Source organism: Ramlibacter paludis (genome assembly GCF_022012305.1).
Classification (GTDB): Bacteria; Pseudomonadota; Gammaproteobacteria; order Burkholderiales; family Burkholderiaceae_C; genus Ramlibacter; species Ramlibacter paludis.
Genome location: NZ_JAKLTM010000006.1, coordinates 146701 through 166301, shown reverse-complemented (window position 1 = coordinate 166301; position 19601 = coordinate 146701). Strand labels below are relative to the sequence as shown.

The 19601-nt window shown below is 69.6% G+C and carries 18 protein-coding genes; 10 read left to right on the top strand and 8 right to left on the bottom strand.

Annotated elements, in window-relative coordinates; all coding sequences use genetic code 11:
- Positions 1 to 59 precede the first annotated feature (59 nt).
- A complete protein-coding gene (locus tag LZ009_RS20310) occupies positions 60 to 1739 on the top strand; it encodes a sensor histidine kinase (RefSeq protein ID WP_275699797.1) in 1680 nt (559 codons plus the stop codon).
- Here LZ009_RS20310 and LZ009_RS20305 read toward each other — a convergent pair.
- Positions 1736 to 2542 carry an N-acyl homoserine lactonase family protein gene (locus LZ009_RS20305; RefSeq protein ID WP_275699796.1) on the bottom strand — a complete coding sequence of 269 codons (807 nt, stop codon included), beginning with the start codon at positions 2540 to 2542 and terminating at the stop codon, positions 1736 to 1738. The genes LZ009_RS20310 and LZ009_RS20305 overlap by 4 nt on opposite strands.
- 89 nt (positions 2543 to 2631) lie before the next feature.
- Between LZ009_RS20305 and LZ009_RS20300 the strand changes: the two genes are divergently transcribed.
- From LZ009_RS20300 to LZ009_RS20285, 4 genes are all read left to right on the top strand, one after another.
- On the top strand, positions 2632 to 3369 hold the full coding sequence (locus LZ009_RS20300; RefSeq protein ID WP_430300400.1) for an AzlC family ABC transporter permease: 738 nt from the start codon (positions 2632 to 2634) through the stop codon (positions 3367 to 3369).
- Positions 3366 to 3695: an AzlD domain-containing protein gene (locus LZ009_RS20295; protein ID WP_275699794.1), complete on the top strand. Its 330-nt coding sequence runs from the start codon at positions 3366 to 3368 to the stop codon at positions 3693 to 3695. The genes LZ009_RS20300 and LZ009_RS20295 overlap by 4 nt, the downstream gene beginning before the upstream one ends.
- Positions 3696 to 3769: 74 nt before the next feature.
- Positions 3770 to 4240 carry a DUF1203 domain-containing protein gene (locus tag LZ009_RS20290; protein WP_275699793.1) on the top strand — a complete coding sequence of 157 codons (471 nt, stop codon included), beginning with the start codon at positions 3770 to 3772 and terminating at the stop codon, positions 4238 to 4240.
- 88 nt (positions 4241 to 4328) lie between these two features.
- Positions 4329 to 4784: a DUF3237 domain-containing protein gene (locus LZ009_RS20285; RefSeq protein WP_275699792.1), complete on the top strand. Its 456-nt coding sequence runs from the start codon at positions 4329 to 4331 to the stop codon at positions 4782 to 4784.
- Positions 4785 to 4791: 7 nt separating this feature from the next.
- On the opposite strand, the gene LZ009_RS20280 is transcribed toward LZ009_RS20285, so the two are convergent.
- The 4 genes from LZ009_RS20280 to LZ009_RS20265 are packed head-to-tail and all read right to left on the bottom strand — an operon-like array spanning position 4792 to position 8182.
- On the bottom strand, positions 4792 to 5442 hold the full coding sequence (locus LZ009_RS20280) for a trimeric intracellular cation channel family protein (protein ID WP_275699791.1): 651 nt from the start codon (positions 5440 to 5442) through the stop codon (positions 4792 to 4794).
- 10 nt (positions 5443 to 5452) lie between these two features.
- Entirely contained in the window at positions 5453 to 6424 is a 972-nt protein-coding gene (locus tag LZ009_RS20275; protein ID WP_275699790.1) for a Bug family tripartite tricarboxylate transporter substrate binding protein, read from the bottom strand.
- Between the two features lie 31 nt (positions 6425 to 6455).
- Positions 6456 to 7211, bottom strand: a complete 756-nt coding sequence (locus LZ009_RS20270; RefSeq protein WP_275699789.1) for an SDR family oxidoreductase — start codon at positions 7209 to 7211, stop codon at positions 6456 to 6458.
- Between the two features lie 17 nt (positions 7212 to 7228).
- Positions 7229 to 8182, bottom strand: a complete 954-nt coding sequence (locus tag LZ009_RS20265) for an NAD(P)-dependent oxidoreductase (protein WP_275699788.1) — start codon at positions 8180 to 8182, stop codon at positions 7229 to 7231.
- A 79-nt stretch (positions 8183 to 8261) separates the two neighbouring features.
- Here LZ009_RS20265 and LZ009_RS20260 point away from each other — a divergent pair, with 79 nt between their 5' ends.
- Positions 8262 to 9413, top strand: a complete 1152-nt coding sequence (locus LZ009_RS20260) for a citrate synthase (protein ID WP_275699787.1) — start codon at positions 8262 to 8264, stop codon at positions 9411 to 9413.
- 7 nt (positions 9414 to 9420) lie between these two features.
- Here LZ009_RS20260 and LZ009_RS20255 read toward each other — a convergent pair whose 3' ends face one another.
- A complete protein-coding gene (locus LZ009_RS20255; RefSeq protein WP_275699786.1) occupies positions 9421 to 10692 on the bottom strand; it encodes a phospholipase D-like domain-containing protein in 1272 nt (423 codons plus the stop codon).
- Between the two features lie 99 nt (positions 10693 to 10791).
- Between LZ009_RS20255 and LZ009_RS20250 the strand changes: the two genes are divergently transcribed.
- Positions 10792 to 11853: an Ldh family oxidoreductase gene (locus LZ009_RS20250; RefSeq protein WP_275699785.1), complete on the top strand. Its 1062-nt coding sequence runs from the start codon at positions 10792 to 10794 to the stop codon at positions 11851 to 11853.
- On the opposite strand, the gene LZ009_RS20245 is transcribed toward LZ009_RS20250, so the two are convergent.
- Positions 11850 to 12239 (bottom strand): hypothetical protein, encoded by a 390-nt coding sequence (locus LZ009_RS20245; RefSeq protein WP_275699784.1) that lies wholly within the window; start codon positions 12237 to 12239, stop codon positions 11850 to 11852. The two genes, LZ009_RS20250 and LZ009_RS20245, sit on opposite strands and share 4 nt — an antisense overlap.
- 97 nt (positions 12240 to 12336) lie before the next feature.
- A complete protein-coding gene (gene tagH / locus LZ009_RS20240) occupies positions 12337 to 14103 on the bottom strand; it encodes a type VI secretion system-associated FHA domain protein TagH (protein WP_275699783.1) in 1767 nt (588 codons plus the stop codon).
- Between the two features lie 215 nt (positions 14104 to 14318).
- Here tagH and tssH point away from each other — a divergent pair, with 215 nt between their 5' ends.
- From tssH to tssL, 3 genes are read left to right on the top strand one after another with little or no spacing between them, the layout of a single operon-like run.
- Positions 14319 to 16952: a type VI secretion system ATPase TssH gene (gene tssH, locus LZ009_RS20235; protein ID WP_275699782.1), complete on the top strand. Its 2634-nt coding sequence runs from the start codon at positions 14319 to 14321 to the stop codon at positions 16950 to 16952.
- Between the two features lie 22 nt (positions 16953 to 16974).
- Entirely contained in the window at positions 16975 to 18300 is a 1326-nt protein-coding gene (gene tssK / locus LZ009_RS20230) for a type VI secretion system baseplate subunit TssK (protein WP_275699781.1), read from the top strand.
- A 23-nt stretch (positions 18301 to 18323) separates the two neighbouring features.
- Positions 18324 to 19595, top strand: coding sequence for a type VI secretion system protein TssL, long form (gene tssL, locus LZ009_RS20225; RefSeq protein ID WP_275699780.1), 1272 nt, complete (start codon positions 18324 to 18326; stop codon positions 19593 to 19595).
- The last annotated feature ends 6 nt before the right edge of the window (positions 19596 to 19601 follow it).

Here is a 19601-nt window from a genome sequence, read left to right as displayed (position 1 = left end):
ATTGCAAGCCCGGGCTTGTCCGGGAGGCGTGTGAAGCCGCCCAGCCGTGACAATAGACCGTGCCTGCCGCCAACGCCCTTGCCCTGCAGACGCTGCTGGTCGGCGGATTGCTCAATTTCGCCTGCTCCGTCATCGCGTTCTATCTCTGGAACGAGCGCCGCAGCGAGCGGTTCCTGCTGTTCTGGGCGCTGGGCTGGACCTTCGGCTGGATCCGCTGGGCGACCGCCTTTTTCGCGCTGGGCAAGCCGGAACTGGCGCCGGTCCTGAGCCTGCAAAGCGCGCTGCTGTCCTTCTTCTTCGTGCTGGGCGCTTACGACCTGTTGCCCGGCAAGCCCTGGAAACGTCCCTGGATCGTCGGGGCGACGGCCCTGGCCGATCTTTCCTTCACGCTGGCGGGGCTGGTGGGCGGCATGCCCGCGGAACTGGAGTACGCGCGCTTTTTCACGCAGTTGCTGATCCTGGCGAGTGCCTTGTCCTGGGCGTATGCGACCGAACGCCTGCCCGGCTATGCGTTTGCCGCCGGAACCATCTTCGTGTGGGTCGGGTACGTGGGCATCGCATTGTCCGTACTGGGCAAGGGCGTGGGCAGCCACGTGGTGATCCCGCTGTTCAACGTGCCGCTGATGTTCTCCATCATCATCATCGCCTACCAGCGCAGCCGCCGCGAACTGCAGGAAAACGAGCGCACGCTGCAGAAGATCTTCGACACCGCGCCCGCGCCCATCGTCATCACCCGGCCGCCGCGCGGCGAGATCGAGCGGGCCAACGCGCTGGCGATCGAGGCGCTGGGCCTGGCGCCGGGCGACGCGCTGGGCAGGAGCGCCATCGAGCACGGCCTGGTCGCCGATGCCGGCGCGCGCGAGCGGATCTACGCCGAGCTCGCCGCAGGCCGCAAGGTCACGGGCGAGGTCCTCACCGTCCAGAGGGCCGGAGGCGAGGCGCGCATCCTGGCCGTCCACGCCGACCGCATCCTGCTGGCCAGCGGCGAACGCAACATCTTCAGCTTCTACGACCTCACCGAGCTGCGGCGCGCCGAGAGCGACCTGGCCCATGCCCAGCGGGTCACCGCGCTGGGCGAACTGTCGGCGTCGCTGGCGCACGAGGTCGGGCAGCCGCTCACGGCCATCCTGGCCAACGCGCAGGCGGCGCGCCGCTTCCGGCAGATCGATGCGCGGCACCCGGAGCTCGACCAGACGCTGGTGGACATTGCCGCCGCGGCGCGCGATGCCGGAGAAACCATCAGCCGCCTGCGCCTCCTGTTCCGCAAGGGGGCGACCCAGCATGCGACGGTGAGCCTGAACGCCGTGGTGGAGGACGTGCTGCGCCTGCTCAAGGGCAGCCTGGTGCGCAATCGCGTCGAGGTCGCGGCGGACCTGGCCGCGGACCTGCCGGCCGTGACGGGCGATGCGATCCAGCTGCGGCAGGTGCTGCTGAACCTGCTGGTGAACGCCCAGGAGGCGATCAACGCCGCCGATGCGCAGCGGCGCGAGATCCACGTCAGCACGCGGCGGGTCGACGCGCATCGGATAGCGGTGACGGTCCGCGACAGCGGGCCGGGCATCGCGGAGTCGGAACTCGAGCGGATCTTCGACCACTTCGTCACCACCAAGCCGAACGGAATCGGCATGGGCCTGGCCGTGAGCCGGACCATCCTGGAGGCGCACGACGGCCGCATCTGGGCGGAGCGCGCCGACGGCGCCGGCCTCACGCTCCGGATCGAACTGCCGGCGGCCGGCTAGCGCGCTGCCGCCGGGAAAGCCGGCAGCTTGCCGACGTCGCGCGGGTCGTGCTGGATGATGACGGTGGCCTTCAGGTTCTTCTGGATCTGCTTGATCCGCTCGAGCGAGGCGACGGTCTGCGCGCGGTCGTAGTTGAAGCCCGGCACCCCGTTGCTTTCGTAGTTCTCGTGGAAGTGGGCGGCGTCGCCGACCAGGATCACCGGGCCCTTGTCCTTCAGGCGCACCAGCAGCGCTTGGTGGCCGGGCGTGTGGCCGGGCGTCTTCAGGATCATCACGGTGCCGTCGCCGAAGACGTCCTTGTCGGCGGCCTGCGGTTCCACCTTGCCGCCGCCGGTGAGCCAATGCTTGAAGCCGGCCACGTTGGCGCCGGTCATCGGCGGCGTGGAGGTGAGGGCGGCCCACTCGCGCTCGCCGATCAGCAGCGTGGCGCCCGGCACGGTCCCGAGCTGGCCGGTGTGGTCGGCGTGGAAGTGGCTGATGCCGACGAACTTCACCTGCTCGGGCCGCACCTTCATCTGCGCGAGCTGGTCGCCCAGCGAGATCGTGGGAGCGTTCGGGTTGGAGCCGGGCAGGTAGCCGGTGTCCCAGACCATGTAGTCCTCGCCGTGCTTGATGACGTAGCAGCTGAAGGTGAAAGGCACCTTCGGGTCGCTGTACGCGAAAGTGTCGCTGAAGCGGCGCTGGTCGTTGAAGCCGTTGCCGCAGTCCAGCCGCGTGAGGGTGACCTCGGGCGCGGGTTGCGCCGCGGCGGGCAGGGCGTTCGCGGCGGCGGCGATGGCGCAGGCAAGGAGGAGGCAGCGCATGCAGGTTTCCTTCGGGAGGGGGGTAGCGGCGCAGTGTGGGAAATCCCCGGGTGAAGGACAATAGGGGTTGATAGGGAGAAGCCTTGCATCTGTCAGAGCGCATCGCCGGCCTGCGCCGCCAGGCGGTGGAAATGGCGCGGCGGCCCATGGTCCGCGCGGGTGTCCGTGAATGCGTGCCGATGTCCATCGGCATCTCGGCCTGGGGGCTGGTAGCGGGTGTGGCCATGGCCAAGAGCGGCATGAGCGTGCCGCTGGCAATCCTGATGTCCATCCTGGTCTCGGCCGGCTCCTCGCAGGTGGCGGCCCTGCCGCTGATCGCCAGCGACGCGCCGATGTGGGTCGTGTGGGCGACGGTCATGTGCGTCAACCTGCGCTTCCTGGTCTTCAGCTACCAGTACCGCCCCTACTTCGCGCACCTGCCGCGCAGGCGCCGCGTCGTCCTCAGCTACTTCATGGGCGACACCATCTTCGCCATGTTCCTGCGCCGCTATCCCGAGCCGCGGGTCGAGCCGGGGCAGGAGGACTACTTCTGGGGCGCCGCCGTCGTCAACTACGGCTTCTGGCAGGTCGCGGTGATCACCGGCATCGTGGCCGGCAAGGCCATTCCGCCGGAGTGGGGCATAGGCTTCGCCGGCACCATGGCCCTGCTGGCGCTCACCTGCAGCCAGCTGCGCAGCCGCTCGACCTGGGTCGCCGCCATCGTTGCCGGCTGCGCCGCCATCGCCGCTTACGGCCTGCCCCTGCGCCTGAACATCGTGGTGGCGATCGCCGCTGCCGTCACCGTGGGCATCCTGGCGCAGCACGCGCGCCCGGAGGCAGCGCGATGAGCTCCTGGGAAATCTTCTTCACCATCCTGGGCATGGCGGCCGTCACGCTGTTGTGCCGCGCCTTCTTCCTGCTGCCGGAGCAGGAACTGCCGATGCCGCGCTGGCTGCGCGAAGGCCTGCGCTATGCGCCCATCGCGGCGCTGGCGGCCGTGGTGGTGCCCGAAGTTGTGATGACGCAAGGCCATTTGATCCACACCTGGAAGGACGCACGCATCTTCGGCGCGCTGGCGGGGCTGGCCTTCTACGTCTGGCGCAAGGACCTGTTCGGCACCATCGTCTGCGGCACCGGCGTGATGCTGGCGCTGCGCTTCGGGCTGGGCTGGTAGGAACGTGGGTCCGGAAACGGCCAGTGCGGCGGGCGCATGGCGCGCACAGTGGTGCATCGCTTCAGGAGAACGCCATGCACTTCCGCATCCAGGGCCTGCCGGCCTCGAACTTCCTGCCGTTGGCCGGCCTGTCCGACGAAGAACTCGCCGCGCGCGGCGTGCTGCGGCGCGTGGCCGACCAGTGCCCCGGATTTCCGGACCGTGTCGCGCTGCGTGACGCCGAGCCCGGCGAGCGCCTGCTGCTCCTCAACTTCGAGCACCAGCCGGCGCGGAGTCCATATCGGGCCAGCCATGCCATCTTCGTGCTCGAAGGCGAGCGGACGAGCTTCGACGCCATCGACGAAGTGCCGCAGGTGCTGCGCCGGCGCACGCTTTCGCTGCGCGCCTTCGATGGCGCGGGAATGATCGTCGGGGCGGAACTGGTGGAAGGCACGCAGGTGGAGCGCGCGATCGCGACCTTGCTGGCGGATCCCTGCGCGGACTACCTGCACGTGCATTACGCGAAGTACGGCTGCTACGCGGCGCGGGTCGAGCGGGCCCGCTGATTCCCTCCTTGACGGCGCCGCACGGGGTCCGTTTAATCCCAGCCTCAACCCGAGGGAAGACAATGAACGAGTTCCAGGTGGGCCCGCTGTGATCGCGACCCGTCCGCTCTTCGAGATCCGGCTGCAGGTGCCGCAGATCACCGACATCGGCGACACGCCCCTGGGCCGCCGCCGCATCGCCGCCGTGACCGCCGGTGAATTCCAGGGCGAGCGCCTGCGCGGCACCGTGGTCGGTGCGCCCGGCGGCGACTGGCTGCTGCAGCGGCATGACGGCGTGACCGTGCTGGACGTGCGCATCCTGCTGCGCACGGACGACGGCGAGCACATCTACATGGCCTACCGTGGCTTGCGCCATGGCCCCGCCGAGGTGATGGCCCGGCTGGCCGCCGGCGAAGTCGTCGATCCGGCGAGCTACTACTTCCGCATCGCGCCGGTCTTCGAGACCGGGTCGCAGAGGTACGCGTGGATCAACAAGATCGTCGCCGTGGGCACCGGCCGCCGCGAGCCGGCCGGCCCGATCTATTCCGTGGAGGAAGTGCTGTAGCGGCAGCTCACGCCGAATCGCTGCCCGACGTCCACCGCGGCAGCGAATAGCGCGAGAGCAGCGCCGCCACCCGCAGCCCGGTGGCCACGGCCACCGCCAGCACCATGCTCCAGTCCTGGGGCATGCCGCCGGCCTGTGCGGCGACGAGCGCCCAGCCGCCCGCGAAAGCGCAGATGGCATACGGGCTGTGGTCGCGCAGGGCCGTGGGAATCTCGTTGCAGACGATGTCGCGCAGCACGCCGCCGAAGGTGGCGGTGATCACGCCCATCAGCACGGCGACGATGCCGGGCAGGTCCTGCGCCAGGGCCAGCTGGGTGCCGCTGGCGCTGAAGAGGCCCAGGCCCAGGGCGTCGGGCCACTGCATGGCGCGCTCGGTCAGGGCGAAGTGCTGCGCGCGCAGGAAGAACATCGCGCCCACGCAGAGCGCCAGCAGGCCCCACAACCATTCCGCGTGCGCCACCCAGAAGAAGGGGCGGCGGTCCAGCAGGACGTCGCGCAGGGTGCCGCCGCCGAAAGCGGCGAGGCCGGTGACGAGGCACACGCCCACGGCGTCGAGGCGCTTGCGCGCGGCCGCCAGCAGCCCCGACAAGGCGAAGGCCACCGTCGCGGCGGCCTCGATGGTGGATTGCAGCAGGGTGAGCAGGGGGGCGCTGGCCATGCGCCGATTGTCACTCGGCCTGGATCCCCGCCTCCTTCACGACCTTGCCCCACTTGGCCAGGTCCGACTTGATCAACGCGGCGTACTCCTGCGGCGTGCCGCCCTGGATCTCGATGCCTGCGGCTTCGAGCTTGGCGCGCACGTCGGGCAGCTTGAGCGCCGCGTTGATCTCCGCATTCAGCTTCGCGACGATGGCCTTGGGCGTGCCGGCCGGCGCCAGGAAGCCACCGTTGGTGTTGGCGTCGTAGCCCTTGAAGCCCTGCTCCTCGGCGGTCGGCACGTCGGGTAGCGACGACGCGCGCTTGCGCGTCGACACCGCGACCGCGCGCGCGTTGCCGGCCTTCACCTGCGACTGGATCGCGCTGATCGTGTCGATGTAGAGGGCGGTGCGGCCGGCCAGCAGGTCCGGGTGCGCGGCCGACGAGCCCTTGTAAGGCACCAGCAGCATGGGCGCGCCGCTGGCCATCTTGAACATTTCCGCGGCCATCTCCTGCGCGCTGCCGCGCCCGGAGGTCGCCACCTTGGCCTGGTCGGGATGCGCCTTCATCCAGGCGACGAGCTCGGGCAGCGTCTTCGCCGGGATCTGCGGATAGATCGCGAACACCAGCGGCACCTCGTGCGTGTAGACGATGGGCTCGAAGCTCTTCTCCGGGTCCCAGCCGAGGTTCCGGAACAGGAACTTGTTGGTGTTGTGGCTGCCGCCGACGATGCCGATCGTGTAGCCGTCCGGCGCCGACTTGGCCAGCGCATCGGTGCCGAGGTTGTTGGACGCGCCGGGGCGGTTGTCGACCACCACCGGCTGGCCGAGCGAGACCGAGAGCTTGTCGCCGACCACGCGGGCGATGGTGTCGATCGCACCGCCGGGCGGCGCCGGCACGATGATCTTGATGGCGCGCGTGGGCCAGGCCTGGGCCGAGGCCAGGGTCGCCGCGGTGGCAAGGGCAGCAGCCGCGAGGGTTTTCAACAGGGGTCTGCGTTGCATGGAATGTCTCCTCTGGGGGGGTGGGTCGGTTTCAGCCACGCCCGACGAAGGGCATGGCGCTGGCCATGACGGTCATGTTCAGGACGTTTGCGCCCAGGGGCAGGGCGGCGATGTGGCGCACGGCGTCGGCCACGTGGCGTGCGTCCATCATGGGTTCGGGGGCGACCGTGCCGTTGGCCTGCAGCACGCCGCGCGTCATGCGTTCGGACAGATCCGTCAGCGCATTGCCGATGTCGACCTGGCTCGCCACGATGCCGTACGCGCGGCCGTCGAGCGCGAGCGCCTTGGTGAGCCCGGTCACCGCGTGCTTGCTGGCGGTGTAGGGCGCGGTGAAGGGGCGCGGGGCGTGGGCCGAGACCGAGCCGTTGTTGATGATGCGGCCGCCTTGCGGCGACTGCCGACGCATCAGGCCGAAGGCGGCGCGCGCGCAGAGATAGACGCCCGTGATGTTGGTGTCGACCACCGCGAACCATTTGTCCAGCGGCAGTTCGTCCATGGGCACGGCCGGCGCGTTGACCCCGGCATTGTTGAACAGCAGGTCGAGGCGGCCGCAGCGGGCTTCGATGGTCGCGAACAGCGCTTCGACGCTGGCGGGATCGGTCACGTCGGTGGGGACGGCCAGCGCGAACCGGCCGCGCGCTTCGGCTTCGGCGGCCAGCGCCTGGAGGGGCTCGGCGCGGCGTCCGGCCAGCACGACGCTCCAGCCGTCGTCCAGCAGGGCGTTTGCGGTGGCGCGGCCTATGCCGCTGCCGGCGCCGGTGACCAGCGCGATCTTTCCTTGTGTCATGGGATGGTGCTCGTGGTTCAGGTGGTGAGGCTCATCGCCGGGCGCTGGCCGGCCAGCGCCTGTTCCAGGCTGGCCAGCACCATCTCGCCCATGGCGGCGCGCGTTTCCCAGGTGGCGCTGGCGCGGTGCGCCTGCAGGGTCACGCTGTCGGACTGGCGCAGGGCGAGCGGCACGCGCGGCTCGTCGACGAAGACGTCGAGGCCGGCACCGGCGATGGCGCCGGCGGCCAGGGCCGCCTGCAGGTCGGCCTCGTTGACGAGGCGGCCGCGGGCAACGTTGACCAGGAAGCCGCGCGGCCCGAGGGCATCGAGCACCGCGGCGTTGACGATGCCTTCGGCCTGGTCGGCGGCCGCGCAGAGCACCAGCGCATCGCTGTCGCGCGCCAGTTCGACCAGGTCGGCCACGAAGCGGTAGGGCACGTCGTCCATGCGGCGCAGGTCGGTGTAGCTGATCGGGCAGCCGAAGGCGGCGGCGCGCTGCGCGACTGCGCGGCCCACGCGCCCCATGCCCACCACGCCGACGCGCATGCCGCTGAAGCGGCGCGCCAGCGGGATCGCGCTAGGCTGGGGCTTCAGTTCCCATTGGCCGTCGCGCACGAAACGGTCGCCGGCGCACAGGTTGCGGCAGGCGGCGATCAGCAGGCCGATGGCGAGGTCGGCCACGTCTTCGGTCAGTGCACCGAGCGTCGCCGTCACGGGCAGGCCGCGCGCGCGGCAGTAGGCGAGGTCGACGGCATCCGTGCCCACGCCATTGACGGCCACCACCTTGAGCGCCGGCATCTGCTCCAGCATGGCGCGCGAGATGCCGGTGTGGCCGCCGGTGATGACGGCGTCCACGCCAGCGCCGTTGTCGCGCAGCCAGCCCTCGGGGTCGGCGGTTTCGAAGTGCTTGTGCACCGTGTAGCGCGCCGCGAGCTGGTCGTTGATCGCGGGGACCAGGATCGGGTTGAGTTGGAGGACGCGGGCTTTCATGGCGCTTATCTTGTCAATGCTTGATTGAATAGGCAATATTGACGTATAAAATCAATATATAAAAGTTCGCGAGGAGAACATGGCGTCCTGGATTTCGATGGCGGAGGCTTGCGACCAGCTCGGCGTGCAGCCCCAGACCGTCTATGCCTACGTGAGCCGCGGCAAGCTCGAAGTGATGCCCGACCCCGCGGACACGCGGCGCAGCCTCTACCGCGCCGAGGACGTGGCCGGCCTGGCCAGGCGCAAGCAGGCCGGCCGCAAGCACGAAACGCTGGCGGCCAACACCTTGTTCGGCGCCGAACCCAGCGTGCCCACAGCGCTCAGCACCTTCTTCAAGGGGCGGCTGTACTACCGCGGGCAGGACGCCGTGCGGCTCGCGGCGACGGCGACCGTGGAGCAGGCGGCGCAGTTGCTGTGGGACGCGGGGCAGGCTGTCGACTTCTCGGCGCCGCCCCTGGCGCGCGCCGGCAAGCCCGGTCGTGCCGCTGCCTTCGCCGCCCTCGCCGGCTTGGCGGCGGGCGGCCACTCGACGCGCGGGCGCATGACGCGCGTGCTGCATGCCGAGGCGCAGGGCCTCGTCGGCCAGCTGGCCGAAGCCTTCGGCGCCCAAGCCGGCAGCAAGCCGCTGCACCTGCGATTCGCCCAAGGCTGGAAGCAACCGGCGCGCGTCGCCGAGCTGCTGCGCACGGCGCTGGTGCTGCTGGTGGACCACGAGCTGACCAGCTCCGCCTTTGCCGCGCGCATCGCGGCATCGACCGGCGCATCGCTGCCCGCCTGCCTGCTGGCCGGACTGGCCGCGCTCTCCGGCCCGGCGCATGGCGACGCATCCGGCCGCGTGACGGCGCTGTTCGGCGAGGTGGAGCGGCTGGGCGACGAGCAGGTGGTGGCGCACTACCTGTCCACGGGGCTGCCGCTGCCGGGGTTCGGCCACCATCTCTATCCCGATGGCGATCCGCGGGCCGCGGCGCTTCTGGCGCTGTTCGAACTGCCGAAGGGCATGGCGCGCTTCATCGAGAAGGCCACGCAGCTCACCGGCCTGCAGCCGAACATCGACGTGGCGCTCGCGGCGCTGGTGGCGCACCACAGGCTGCCCGCCGATTCGGCCTTCGCGCTGTTCGCCACCGCGCGCAGCGTGGGCCTGCTGGCACACAGCCTGGAGCAGCTGGGCGTGGCCGAGGTGATTCGCCCGCGCGGGCGTTACGTCGGCATCGCGCCGCAACTGGCGGCTTAGGCCGGACCTACAGGATGTCGTGGATGAGGTAGGCCGCGGCGGCGTAGAACTTCACGCCGAGGCTGCGCTTCTTCCATTTGGCCAGCGTCACTTCCGGCGCGCGCTTCACGTAGCGCTCGAACACCGCGTCGAACTGCGCGGCCACGCCGGCGTCCAGGATGCCCAGCGAAATCTCGTCGTTGGTGTCGAAGGAGCGGTCGTCGAAGTTGGTGGAGCCCACTGCCGACCAGCAGCCGTCGATCGTCATGATCTTCTGGTGCAGCAGCGTGTGCGGGTATTCGAACAGGCGCACCCCGCCTTCCAGCAGCTGCTCGAAGTGGTAGTGGCCGGCATGCTGCACCGTGGGACTGTCCGAGCCGGAGGTGGCCGGCATCATCACCCGCACGTCGACGCCCCGCTTGACCGCGTTCACCAGGGCCGCGATCGCTTCTTTCTTGGGGATGAAGTAAGGGTTCTGGATCCAGATGCGCTTCTTGGCCAGGCACAAGGCCGTGTGGTGCAGCAGCTTGACCGCGGGCGCCGAGTTCTCGGGCTTGACATAGGCCGCGAAGATCGAGACGTCGCCCACCTTCTCCAGCACCGGGTAGAACTCGTCGCCGACGAACACCTCGCCGGTCTCGCCCGTCCAGTTCTCGCTGAAGGCGCCCTGGATGCTGTGCACGACGGGTCCGTGCAGCCAGACGCTGACGTCGGAGAAGTGCAGCTTGTCCTCGGCGTCGCCCAGCCAGTCGTCGACGACGCAATGGCCCCCGACGAAGGCCTCCTTGCCGTCGATGATGACCATCTTGCGGTGGTCGCGGTCGTTCAGCACGCCGATGGTGTAGATCGAGCGCTTGTGGAAGAACTTGACCTTGCAGCCGGCCTCGCGCATGCGCTCCACCGTGTCGGCCTCGATCGTCTTGGAGCCCTGGGCGTCGAGCATGAGGCGCACCACGACGCCGGCGCGCGCGCGCTCCATCAGCGCCGTGGCGAGGCGGGTGCCGAGCGCGCCGGGCTTCCACAGAAAGGTTTCGAAGTGCACCGAGTGCTGCGCCGCTCGGATGCGCTCCTCCAGCACGTCGAAGAACGCGCCGTTCTGCAGCACTTCGACGGTGTTGCCGTCCACCGCGGTGCTGAGCGACAGGCCCGAGAGCGAGGGCATCAGCTTGTCGATGGTCGACTCGCACTGGACGTGCAGGATCGGGCTGCGGTGCCGGCGGATCGACCAGATCACGATGACCAGCAGGACGACGAGTCCCAGCAGCAGCCAGAACCAGAAAGCGGAATCGAGGACGAACATGGTGGGGTGGTATTGACTCTGCCGTGGCTTGCGGAATTCTCGGGGCGGCGGCGCCCCGCTCAGGTAGGACACAAGGCCGTCCCGTAGACTGGCGGGACCATGAGCACCACCCCACCGCGCTATGCCGCCGCCGATCTCCTGGCCTTTGCCCAACGCCTGCTGCACGCCGCCGGCATGCCCGACGACAAGGCGCAGGCCGTCGCCGGCATCCTGGTCGAAGGCGACCTGATGGGCCACACCACCCACGGCCTGCAGCTGCTGGGCTCGTACCTGCGCGAGATCGAGGCCGGGACCATGAACGTGCAGGGCGGCCCCGAAGTCGTGAGCGACGCTCCGGCCGCGCTGACCTGGGACGGCCGCCGCCTGCCGGGGCCGTGGCTCGTGCTGCAGGCGCTGGAAGCCGCGGCCGAGCGCGCCCGCCGCATGGGCACGGGCACGGTCGTGATCCGCCGCAGCCACCACATCGCCAGCCTGGCGAGCTTCCACAAACGCGCCACCGACCAGGGCCTGCTGCTGCTGCTGGCCTGCTCGGACCCGAACTCCGCGAGCGTCGCGCCCTTCGGCGGGCTCGACCCGGTGTTCACGCCGAACCCGCTGTCCGCCGGCATTCCGGCGCCGGGCCTGCCGGTCGTGATGGACATCTCGACCTCGGCGACCACCAACGGCCTGACCAATCGCCTGCATGCGGAAGGCGGCAAGCTGCCGGCGCCCTGGGTGATCGACGGGCACGGCCAGCCGAGCGACGACCCGGCCGTTCTGTTCCAGGAACCGAAGGGCACGATCCTGCCGCTGGGCGGGCTCGATTCAGGCCACAAGGGCTACGGACTCTCGCTGCTGGTGGAGGCGTTGACCGGCGGCCTGTCCGGCCACGGGCGCGCCGACCCGAAGGAAGGCTGGGGCGCGACCGTCTTCCTGCAGGTGATGGACCCCGCGGCCTTTGCGGGGCTGGAAGCCTTCCAGCGCCAGACCGGTGAAGTGGTGCGCCGCTGCCATGCGTCGCGTGCGGCGCGCGAGGGCAGGGCCGTCCGCCTGCCGGGGGAGAAGGGCTTCCAGCTCGCCGAGGCGCAGCGGCGCGAAGGCGTGACGCTGCACGCCGGGATCATGGACGCGCTGGCGGGGTGGGCGAAGAAGCTGGACGTGGCCTTGCCGGCCGGTCGCTAGTCGACCAGTTCCGGCTCGCGCCGCCGCGAGGTCTCGAAGCCGATGCCCGGCCAGAGGTCGAGATCGAGCACCGCCTGCGGCAGGATCGATTGCGGCATCGCCTCGCCCGTCGAATGCGGCGCGACGAAGGCGACATGGCATTCGCAGATGCGCTGGGCCGTGCGCGGCAGCAGCTCCTGGTAGCCGATCTTGCGCAGCAGCTCCGCGAACACGCCGGCCTGGCTGTAGCCGCGCAGCACGCCTTCGGCCGTCATCGTGCCCGAGCGGTCGACGATGCCGACCCGCAGCGTCTCGGAAGAGCGGCAGGTGACGGCGCGCGCCATCTCGTAGGCGCGCGCGACCAGCGGATAGTTGGGCAGTTCGGGCTGGTCCGGACGGCGTTTCATAGGAGCCCACCATAGGGAGGGCGCCATCCCCTCCCTGTAGGACGACGCGGCAGCCGGCCGCCAGCCGGCGGCTGCGCTTGCGCGTAGGTGCCGGCTCTCAGCCGCGGTGCGGCGGGGGCGTCGGTTGGGCGGGCGGCTGCTGGGACTGCGCTTCGCGCCGCAGGCGGTCGGCCTCGCGCGTGTACGCCGGCATGAAGTGGCGGTTGAACACCTGCTCCAGCCAGTCGGCCATGTGCTGGCCCTTGTCCTCGTAGTGGGTGGTGTAGAGGTCCCACAGGCGCGCGTTGTCGATGGCGGTGGCGATGCTGCGCTTGCCCTTCATCAGGGTGGCGCGCAGCTTGGCGGGATCGAACTCCTTGATCGAACCTTCCACCACGGCGCGCACGGCGGCCAGCGAGGCGAACTCGTGCGCCCGCAGGTCGGTGATGCTTTCCGCCAGCGCCCGCGGCACCGGCATGTAGCCGGCCGCGCCCTGCGGCATGAACAGCAGGTAGTGCAGCAGTTCGTCCATCGGCATGCTGCTCTTGAGCGGGTTGTTCTCCTGCGCGCCCAGCATGGTGCGGTCGGCCGCGCGCATCTCGCGCTTGAGCTCGGCACGCACGTTCATGAGGTCGCTCAGGCCCTGCACGATTTGCCGGATCGACTGGCCCAGGTGCTCCCACTCGGCGTCGGACAGTTGCCGTGGCCCGCCGATACCCAGGCCCTTGCACAGTGCCTGCAACGCTGCGGCGTTGGCTTCGAAGTTCGCGCTGGGGGCGGCGGTGGGCGGCGGCACCGAGAAGGCGGCGTTCAGGACCTTGTCGCTCTCGAACGAAGCGCTGGCCAGCGGATCGACCACGGTGTCGGGCATGTCCTCGACGTGCCACGCGGTGGACGAGGAGAAGGCATCGTCGAAGGCGTGGTTGAGCGGTGCCTGCGGAGCCGGCTTGTCCTTGGCCCGGCCGCCGGGTGGCACCCATTCGCTGGCGAAATCGGCCCAGGGATCCGCGGACTTGGCGGCGGGTGCGGCGGGCGCCGCCGAGGGCGCCGGTGCGGCGGCTGCGCGCGGCGCTGCCGTCGCCGGCGGCGCGCCGAACGCAGCGAGTGCGTCCAGCGCCGCGAGCGGATCGTCCGCGAGCGGTGCGGTGGGCGCAGGCGGCGGCACCGGCTGCATGTTCATCGGCCGCAGCGGCAGGTTGAAGTCGTGCACGTGGTCGGTGGCCAGCTTGCGTGCGGGGCCTTCCGATTCGGGCCGCAGCATCTGTGCCGCGCCCAGTCCGCGCGGCTGGTTGCCGGCGCCGCCCAGGAATTCGTCGATCGACACCGAGGAGTGCGCGGGCGGCTGGCTGCCGCCGAAGGCCGCGAGCGGATCGAGCTCGGCGCCCGGCGCGGCGCCGCTGAAGCTCGCGCCGCCATGCGCGGGCCTGCCGCTCATCGCATCGAGCGCCGCCGGCATGTCGAGCGCAGGCGCCGGTGCGCGCGCCGGCGTGTTGAAGAAGGGATCGTCGAAGACCGAGTTCGAACCCGCGGGCGCCGCCGCGCCGCCGAATACCTGGAAGGGATCGTCGGCGGGTGCCGGCATCGCGGCTGGCGCGGCCATCGCCGGCGCGCCGGCCCCAGCGCCGCCGCGTTCGCACACGAATGTGTAGCGACCGAGCTGCGCGGATTCACCCGGTGGAATCACCACCGACTGGCCGATGTTGAACTCGCCGCGCGGCGTGGTGATGCCATTTACTTTCGACAACACGGTGACCTTGACGCCCCCCTGGTCCCACTCCAGAGTGCAGTGGCGCCGCGAGATGAGGCGGTCGTTGTCGGGCAGGTAGACGCCGGCCTGCGCATCGCGTCCCACGTCGAGGGGTGGCGCTGCGGGCTGGAGGACCACAGACTTGCTGAAAGACGGTCCAGAGAAATGCACGAGGACGGTCACGTTGAAGCGGTCCCTTCGGTCTCGGCACAATCGCGCGGAGGAGGTATTGTCGTAAAAGTATCGGTCAGATATTATGAAAATGTAAAGTCATAAACAGACGTCTCCCCCTTGGGGTGGAGGCGCGAAGTTGAAGTCGTTGGGGATCACGCAATTCATTTGCAGGGGTCTCCATGAGCGAAATCAGCAGGTCCAAGCTTTTCTCCAAGCTCGATGCGACCACCTTCAAGGCCCTCGAGTCGGCCACCGTGTTCTGCAAGCTCCGGGGAAACCCGTACGTGGAACTCGTACACTGGCTTTTCCAGCTGAAGCAGATCGAGAACGGCGACCTCGCCCTCATCGCCCGCCAGTTCGACCTCGATCCCGCGCGCCTGCAGGCCGACTTCACGGCGGCCCTCGATGCCCTGCCGCGCGGCAGCAGTTCCATCTCCGACCTCTCCTCGCACATCGACGAAGCGGTGGAGCGCGCCTGGACCTACGCCTCGGTGATGTACGGCTCGCACAAGGTGCGCACCGGGCACATCCTGATCGGCGCGCTCAAGTCGAACACGCTGCGCAACGCGCTGCTGGCCATCTCGCGCGAGTTCAGCAAGGTCAAGGTCGAGCGCCTCACCGATGAATTCGACACACTGCTCGCCGGCAGCGTCGAAGCGCAAAGCGCCGCGCAGGCCGGCGGCAGCGGCCAGCTCGGCGAAGCGTCGGGCGCGATGGGCCCGGGCGACTCCAAGGACAGCGCGCTGGCCAAGTACGCGCAGGACCTGACGGCCAAGGCGGAGAAGGGCGAGATCGACCCGGTGCTGGGCCGCGACCACGAGATCCGGCAGATCGTCGACATCCTCATGCGGCGGCGCCAGAACAACCCGATCCTCACCGGCGAGGCGGGCGTGGGCAAGACCTCGGTGGTCGAAGGCTTCGCGCTGCGCGTGGTCAAGGGCGACGTGCCGCCCCAGCTGCGCGGCGTGCGCATCTGTTCGCTGGACCTCGGTGCGCTGCAGGCCGGCGCCAGCATGAAGGGCGAGTTCGAGAACCGCCTGCGCCAGGTCATCGAGGAGGTGCAGTCCTCCGCCACGCCCATCATCCTGTTCATCGACGAAGCCCACACGCTCATCGGCGCGGGCGGCGCGGCCGGCACCGGCGACGCCGCCAACCTGCTGAAGCCGGCGCTGGCGCGCGGCAAGCTGCGCACCGTCGCCGCCACCACCTTCGCCGAATACAAGAAGTACTTCGAGAAGGATCCGGCGCTCACCCGCCGCTTCCAGGTGATCCAGGTGGGCGAGCCCGACGAGGAGAAGGGCATCCAGATGCTGCGCGGCGTGGTGCCCGTGCTCGAGCAGCACCACAAGGTCGAGATCATGGAGACGGCGGTCGAAGCGGCCGTGCGCCTGTCGCACCGCTACATCCCGGCGCGCCAGCTGCCGGACAAGGGCGTGAGCCTGCTGGACACCGCCTGCGCCCGCGTCGCCGTGAGCCAGTACGCGACGCCGGCCGCCATCGAGGACCGCAGCCGCCAGCGCGACGTGCTGCAGACCGAGCAGGAGATCCTCAAGCGCGAGACCCACTTTGGCGCGTCGCACGACAAGCGCCTGACCGCCATCGAGATGGACCTGGCGGCGCTCAACGAGGAGCTGGCGGCGCTCGACGCGCGCTGGCAGACCGAGAAGGAACTGACCGGCCGCATCCTGGAGCTGCGGCGCCGCATGCGCGAAGAGCCGGAGCAGCGCGGCGAGCTGATGGGCCCGCTCAACGCGGCGCAAGGCGAGCTCTCGAAGTTGCAGAAAGAAACGCAGCTTGTCATTCCGACGGTGGACGACATGGTGGTCGCCTCGGTCGTCCAGGACTGGACCGGCATCCCGGTCGGCAAGATGGTCGGCGACGAGATCCAGAACATCCTGAAGCTCGCGGACACGCTGGACAAGCGCGTCATCGGCCAGCGCCACGGCCTGGAGATGATCGCCAAGCGCATCCAGACCTCGGCCGCGCGCCTGGACAACCCGAACAAGCCGGTGGGCGTGTTCATGCTGTGCGGGCCCTCGGGCGTCGGCAAGACCGAGACCGCGCTGGCGCTGGCCGACGCCATGTACGGCGGCGAGCAGAACATCATCACCATCAACATGAGCGAATACCAGGAGGCGCACACCGTCTCCTCGCTCAAGGGCGCGCCGCCCGGCTACGTGGGCTACGGCGAAGGCGGCGTACTGACCGAGGCGGTGCGCCGGCGGCCGTACAGCGTGGTCCTGCTCGACGAGGTGGAGAAGGCGCACCCCGACGTGCACGAGATCTTCTTCCAGGTCTTCGACAAGGGCTGGATGGAAGACGGCGAAGGGCGCATGATCGACTTCCGCAACACGCTGATCCTGCTGACGTCCAACGTCGGCACCGAGACCATCGCCGACCTGTGCGCCGACCCCGAGCTGGCGCCCGGCCCCGAGGAAATCGCCAAGGCGCTGCGCGCCCCGCTGCTGAAGGTGTTCCCGCCCGCGCTGCTGGGCCGCATCGTCACCATTCCCTATTACCCGCTGTCGGACCAGATGCTGTCCCAGATCATCCGCCTGCAGCTCGATCGCATCGTCAAGCGCTTCGGCGCCAACCACGAGGCGGTGCTCTCGTACACCGACGACGTGGTGGGCCTGGTGGCTTCGCGCTGCACCGAGGTGGAAAGCGGAGGCCGCATGATCGACGCGATCCTCACCAACAGCGTGCTGCCGCGGCTGTCGGAGATCGTGCTGGGGCGGCTGATCGAACAGAAGCCCCTCTCCCGCATCGACGTGACGGTGCAGGACAAGGATTTCGCGTACAGCGTGGGCTGATCGCCTCTTCAAGGAAGTACCGATGTCGATCAGCAACGCGCGCGTGATCTGGTCCGAAGGACTGTTCCTCCGCCCGCACCATTTCCAGCAGCAGGAGCGCTTCTTCGAGTCCCTGCTCGATTCGCGGCTCGGGCCGCTGCATGGCTTCGCCTACGGCTTCAAGCGCCTGGTGATCGACCAGCCCTTGCTGCTGCAGGGCAAGCTGGCCCTCAACAGCGCCGAAGGCCTGCTGCCGGACGGCACGCCCTTCAGCCTGCCGTCGGATGCCACCCAGCTGGCGCCGCTCGACGTGGCCGAAGGCGTGCGCGACGAGATCGTCTACCTGAGCGGGGTGCTGCGCCGGCCCGGGCAGAAGACGGCGGTGCTGGAAGAGGGCAAGCGCCGCACCCGTTTCATCGGGCGCGACACCACGGTGTCGGACGCGGTGCTGGGTTTCGATTCGGAAGCGGAACTCAAGGTGGGCGTGCTGAGCCTGTCGCTCAACCTCGCCAGCACGCTCGACGGCGAACTTGCCTCGATGCCGATCGCGCGCATCCGCGAGCGCAAGGGCCAGGTGGTGGAGCTCGACGACCAGTTCGTGCCGCCGCTGCTGGACATGCAGGCGCATCCCAAGGCGCGCTCCTGGCTCGAGGAGCTCTACGGCCTGGTCAAGCAGCGCGGGGACGCGCTGGCCGCCCGCGTCGGCGCGCCCGGCACCAAGGGCGTGGCGGACTTCGCCGACTTCATCCTGCTGCAGGCCTGCAACCGCTACCAGCCGCTGCTGGACCAGTTCCGCCACACCACGCCACTGCATCCGCTGCACGTCTTCAACGAGCTGCTGAAGCTGGCCGGCGAGTGCGCGACCTTCCTCCCCGAGCGCCGGGCGCCGACCTTCGAACGCTACGACCACAACCAGCTGGCCGGCACCTTCATCCCGGTGGTGGAGGCGATCCGCCGCACCATGGCCGCGGTGCTGGAACAGACCGCGGTGCAGATCCCGCTGACGCAGGTGGCCAAGGGCCTGTACGGAGCCGACATCGCCGACGTGCGCCTGATCACCTCCGGCTACTTCGTGCTCTCGGCTTCCGCGCAGGTGCCGCGCGAGGCGCTGCGCACCACGCTGCCCACGCAGATCAAGATCGGGCCGCCCGACAAGATCCGCGACCTGGTGATGACCGCCGTGCCGGGCATCCGCATCGAACCGATCGACGCGCCGCGCCAGATTCCGTTCCACGCCAACTTCAGCTACTTCCAGCTCGACGCGCAAAGCGAGTTCTGGGACTCGGTGAAGACCAGCCGCCGCCTCGCCATCTACGTGGCCGGCGAGCTGCCGGGGCTGGAACTGCAGTTCTGGGCCATCCGTTCCTGACGCTCTGGCAAGGAAGGACCACCATGAGCTACAGCCCCAACGACTCCACCCTGCTGTTCCGGCCCGCGGCGGCCATGAACTTCGCCGCGGTGGCCGCGCCCCCGGTGGCGCCGGTCGACACGCGGCAGATCGCCGGGCTGGCCGCGATCAACCCGGTCGTCGCGGCGGCCAATCCGCTGCTGATGATGGTGCCGGCGCTGCGCACGGCGCATCCGCCCGGCGACGTCGGCGTGACGCGCGCGCGGCTGATCGAGATGGTGCGCGACTTCGATGCCGCCGTGATCAAGCAGGGCCTGCCCGACGACCAGCGCAACATCGCGCGCTACGCGCTGTGCACGGTGGTCGACGAGGCGATCCAGATGACGCCCTGGGGCACCGCGGCCAACTGGGCGCAGCAAAGCCTGCTGATCCACTTCTTCAAGGAGAACTGGGGCGGCGAGAAGTTCTTCCAGATCCTCGACAAGATGTCGGAGACGCCTTCGCGCTTCACGCAGGTGCTGGAGCTGTTCTACGTCTGCCTGGCGGTCGGCTTCATGGGGCGCTTCCACCTCGCGGGCGCGCAGGGCCGGCAGGCGGTGGGCGACCTGCGCGAGCGGCTCTACGTGCTGATCAAGCGCACCCAGGGCGAGGCCGACCGCACGCTGTCCGGCCACTGGAAGGGCGTGGAAGTGGAGCAGCGCCGCTTCAAGGGCTTCGCGATGTTCGGCGTGGTGGCGGCGTTGTGCGTGCTGGCCAGCCTGGGCGTCTTCGCCTTCTACAGCTACTCGCTGGCCGGCCAGGTCGACGAGCTCGCGCTGTCGGGCCTGGCTTTGAAGAAGGGCGAGCTGACCAAGGTGGCGATGGCGCCGGCGCCCAAGCCGCGCCTGGCGCAGCTGCTGGCGCCCGAGATCCAGGGCAACCAGGTCTCGGTGAAGGACCTCAAGCTGGAGTCGGTGGTGACGCTGCTGGGCGAGGGCGTGTTCGAGTCCGGCAGCGCGGCGCCCACGGCGCGCTCGATCCAGCTGCTGCGCGCCGTGGCCGCGGCGCTGGACCAGGTCGAAGGCCAGGTGGTCGTCACCGGCCACACCGACAACGTGCCCACCCGCACGCTGCGCTACGCCTCCAACTTCGCGCTGTCCAAGGACCGCGCCGCCAACGTCAAGGCGATGATCGACACGATGTTGAAGGACCCCGGCCGCAGCAGCGCCGAGGGCAAGGGCGACACCGAGCCGGTGGCGTCCAACGACACGGCCGAAGGCCGCGCCCAGAACCGCCGCGTGGAGATCACGCTGCGGGTTCCGTCCACCCTGCAGTAAGGACAG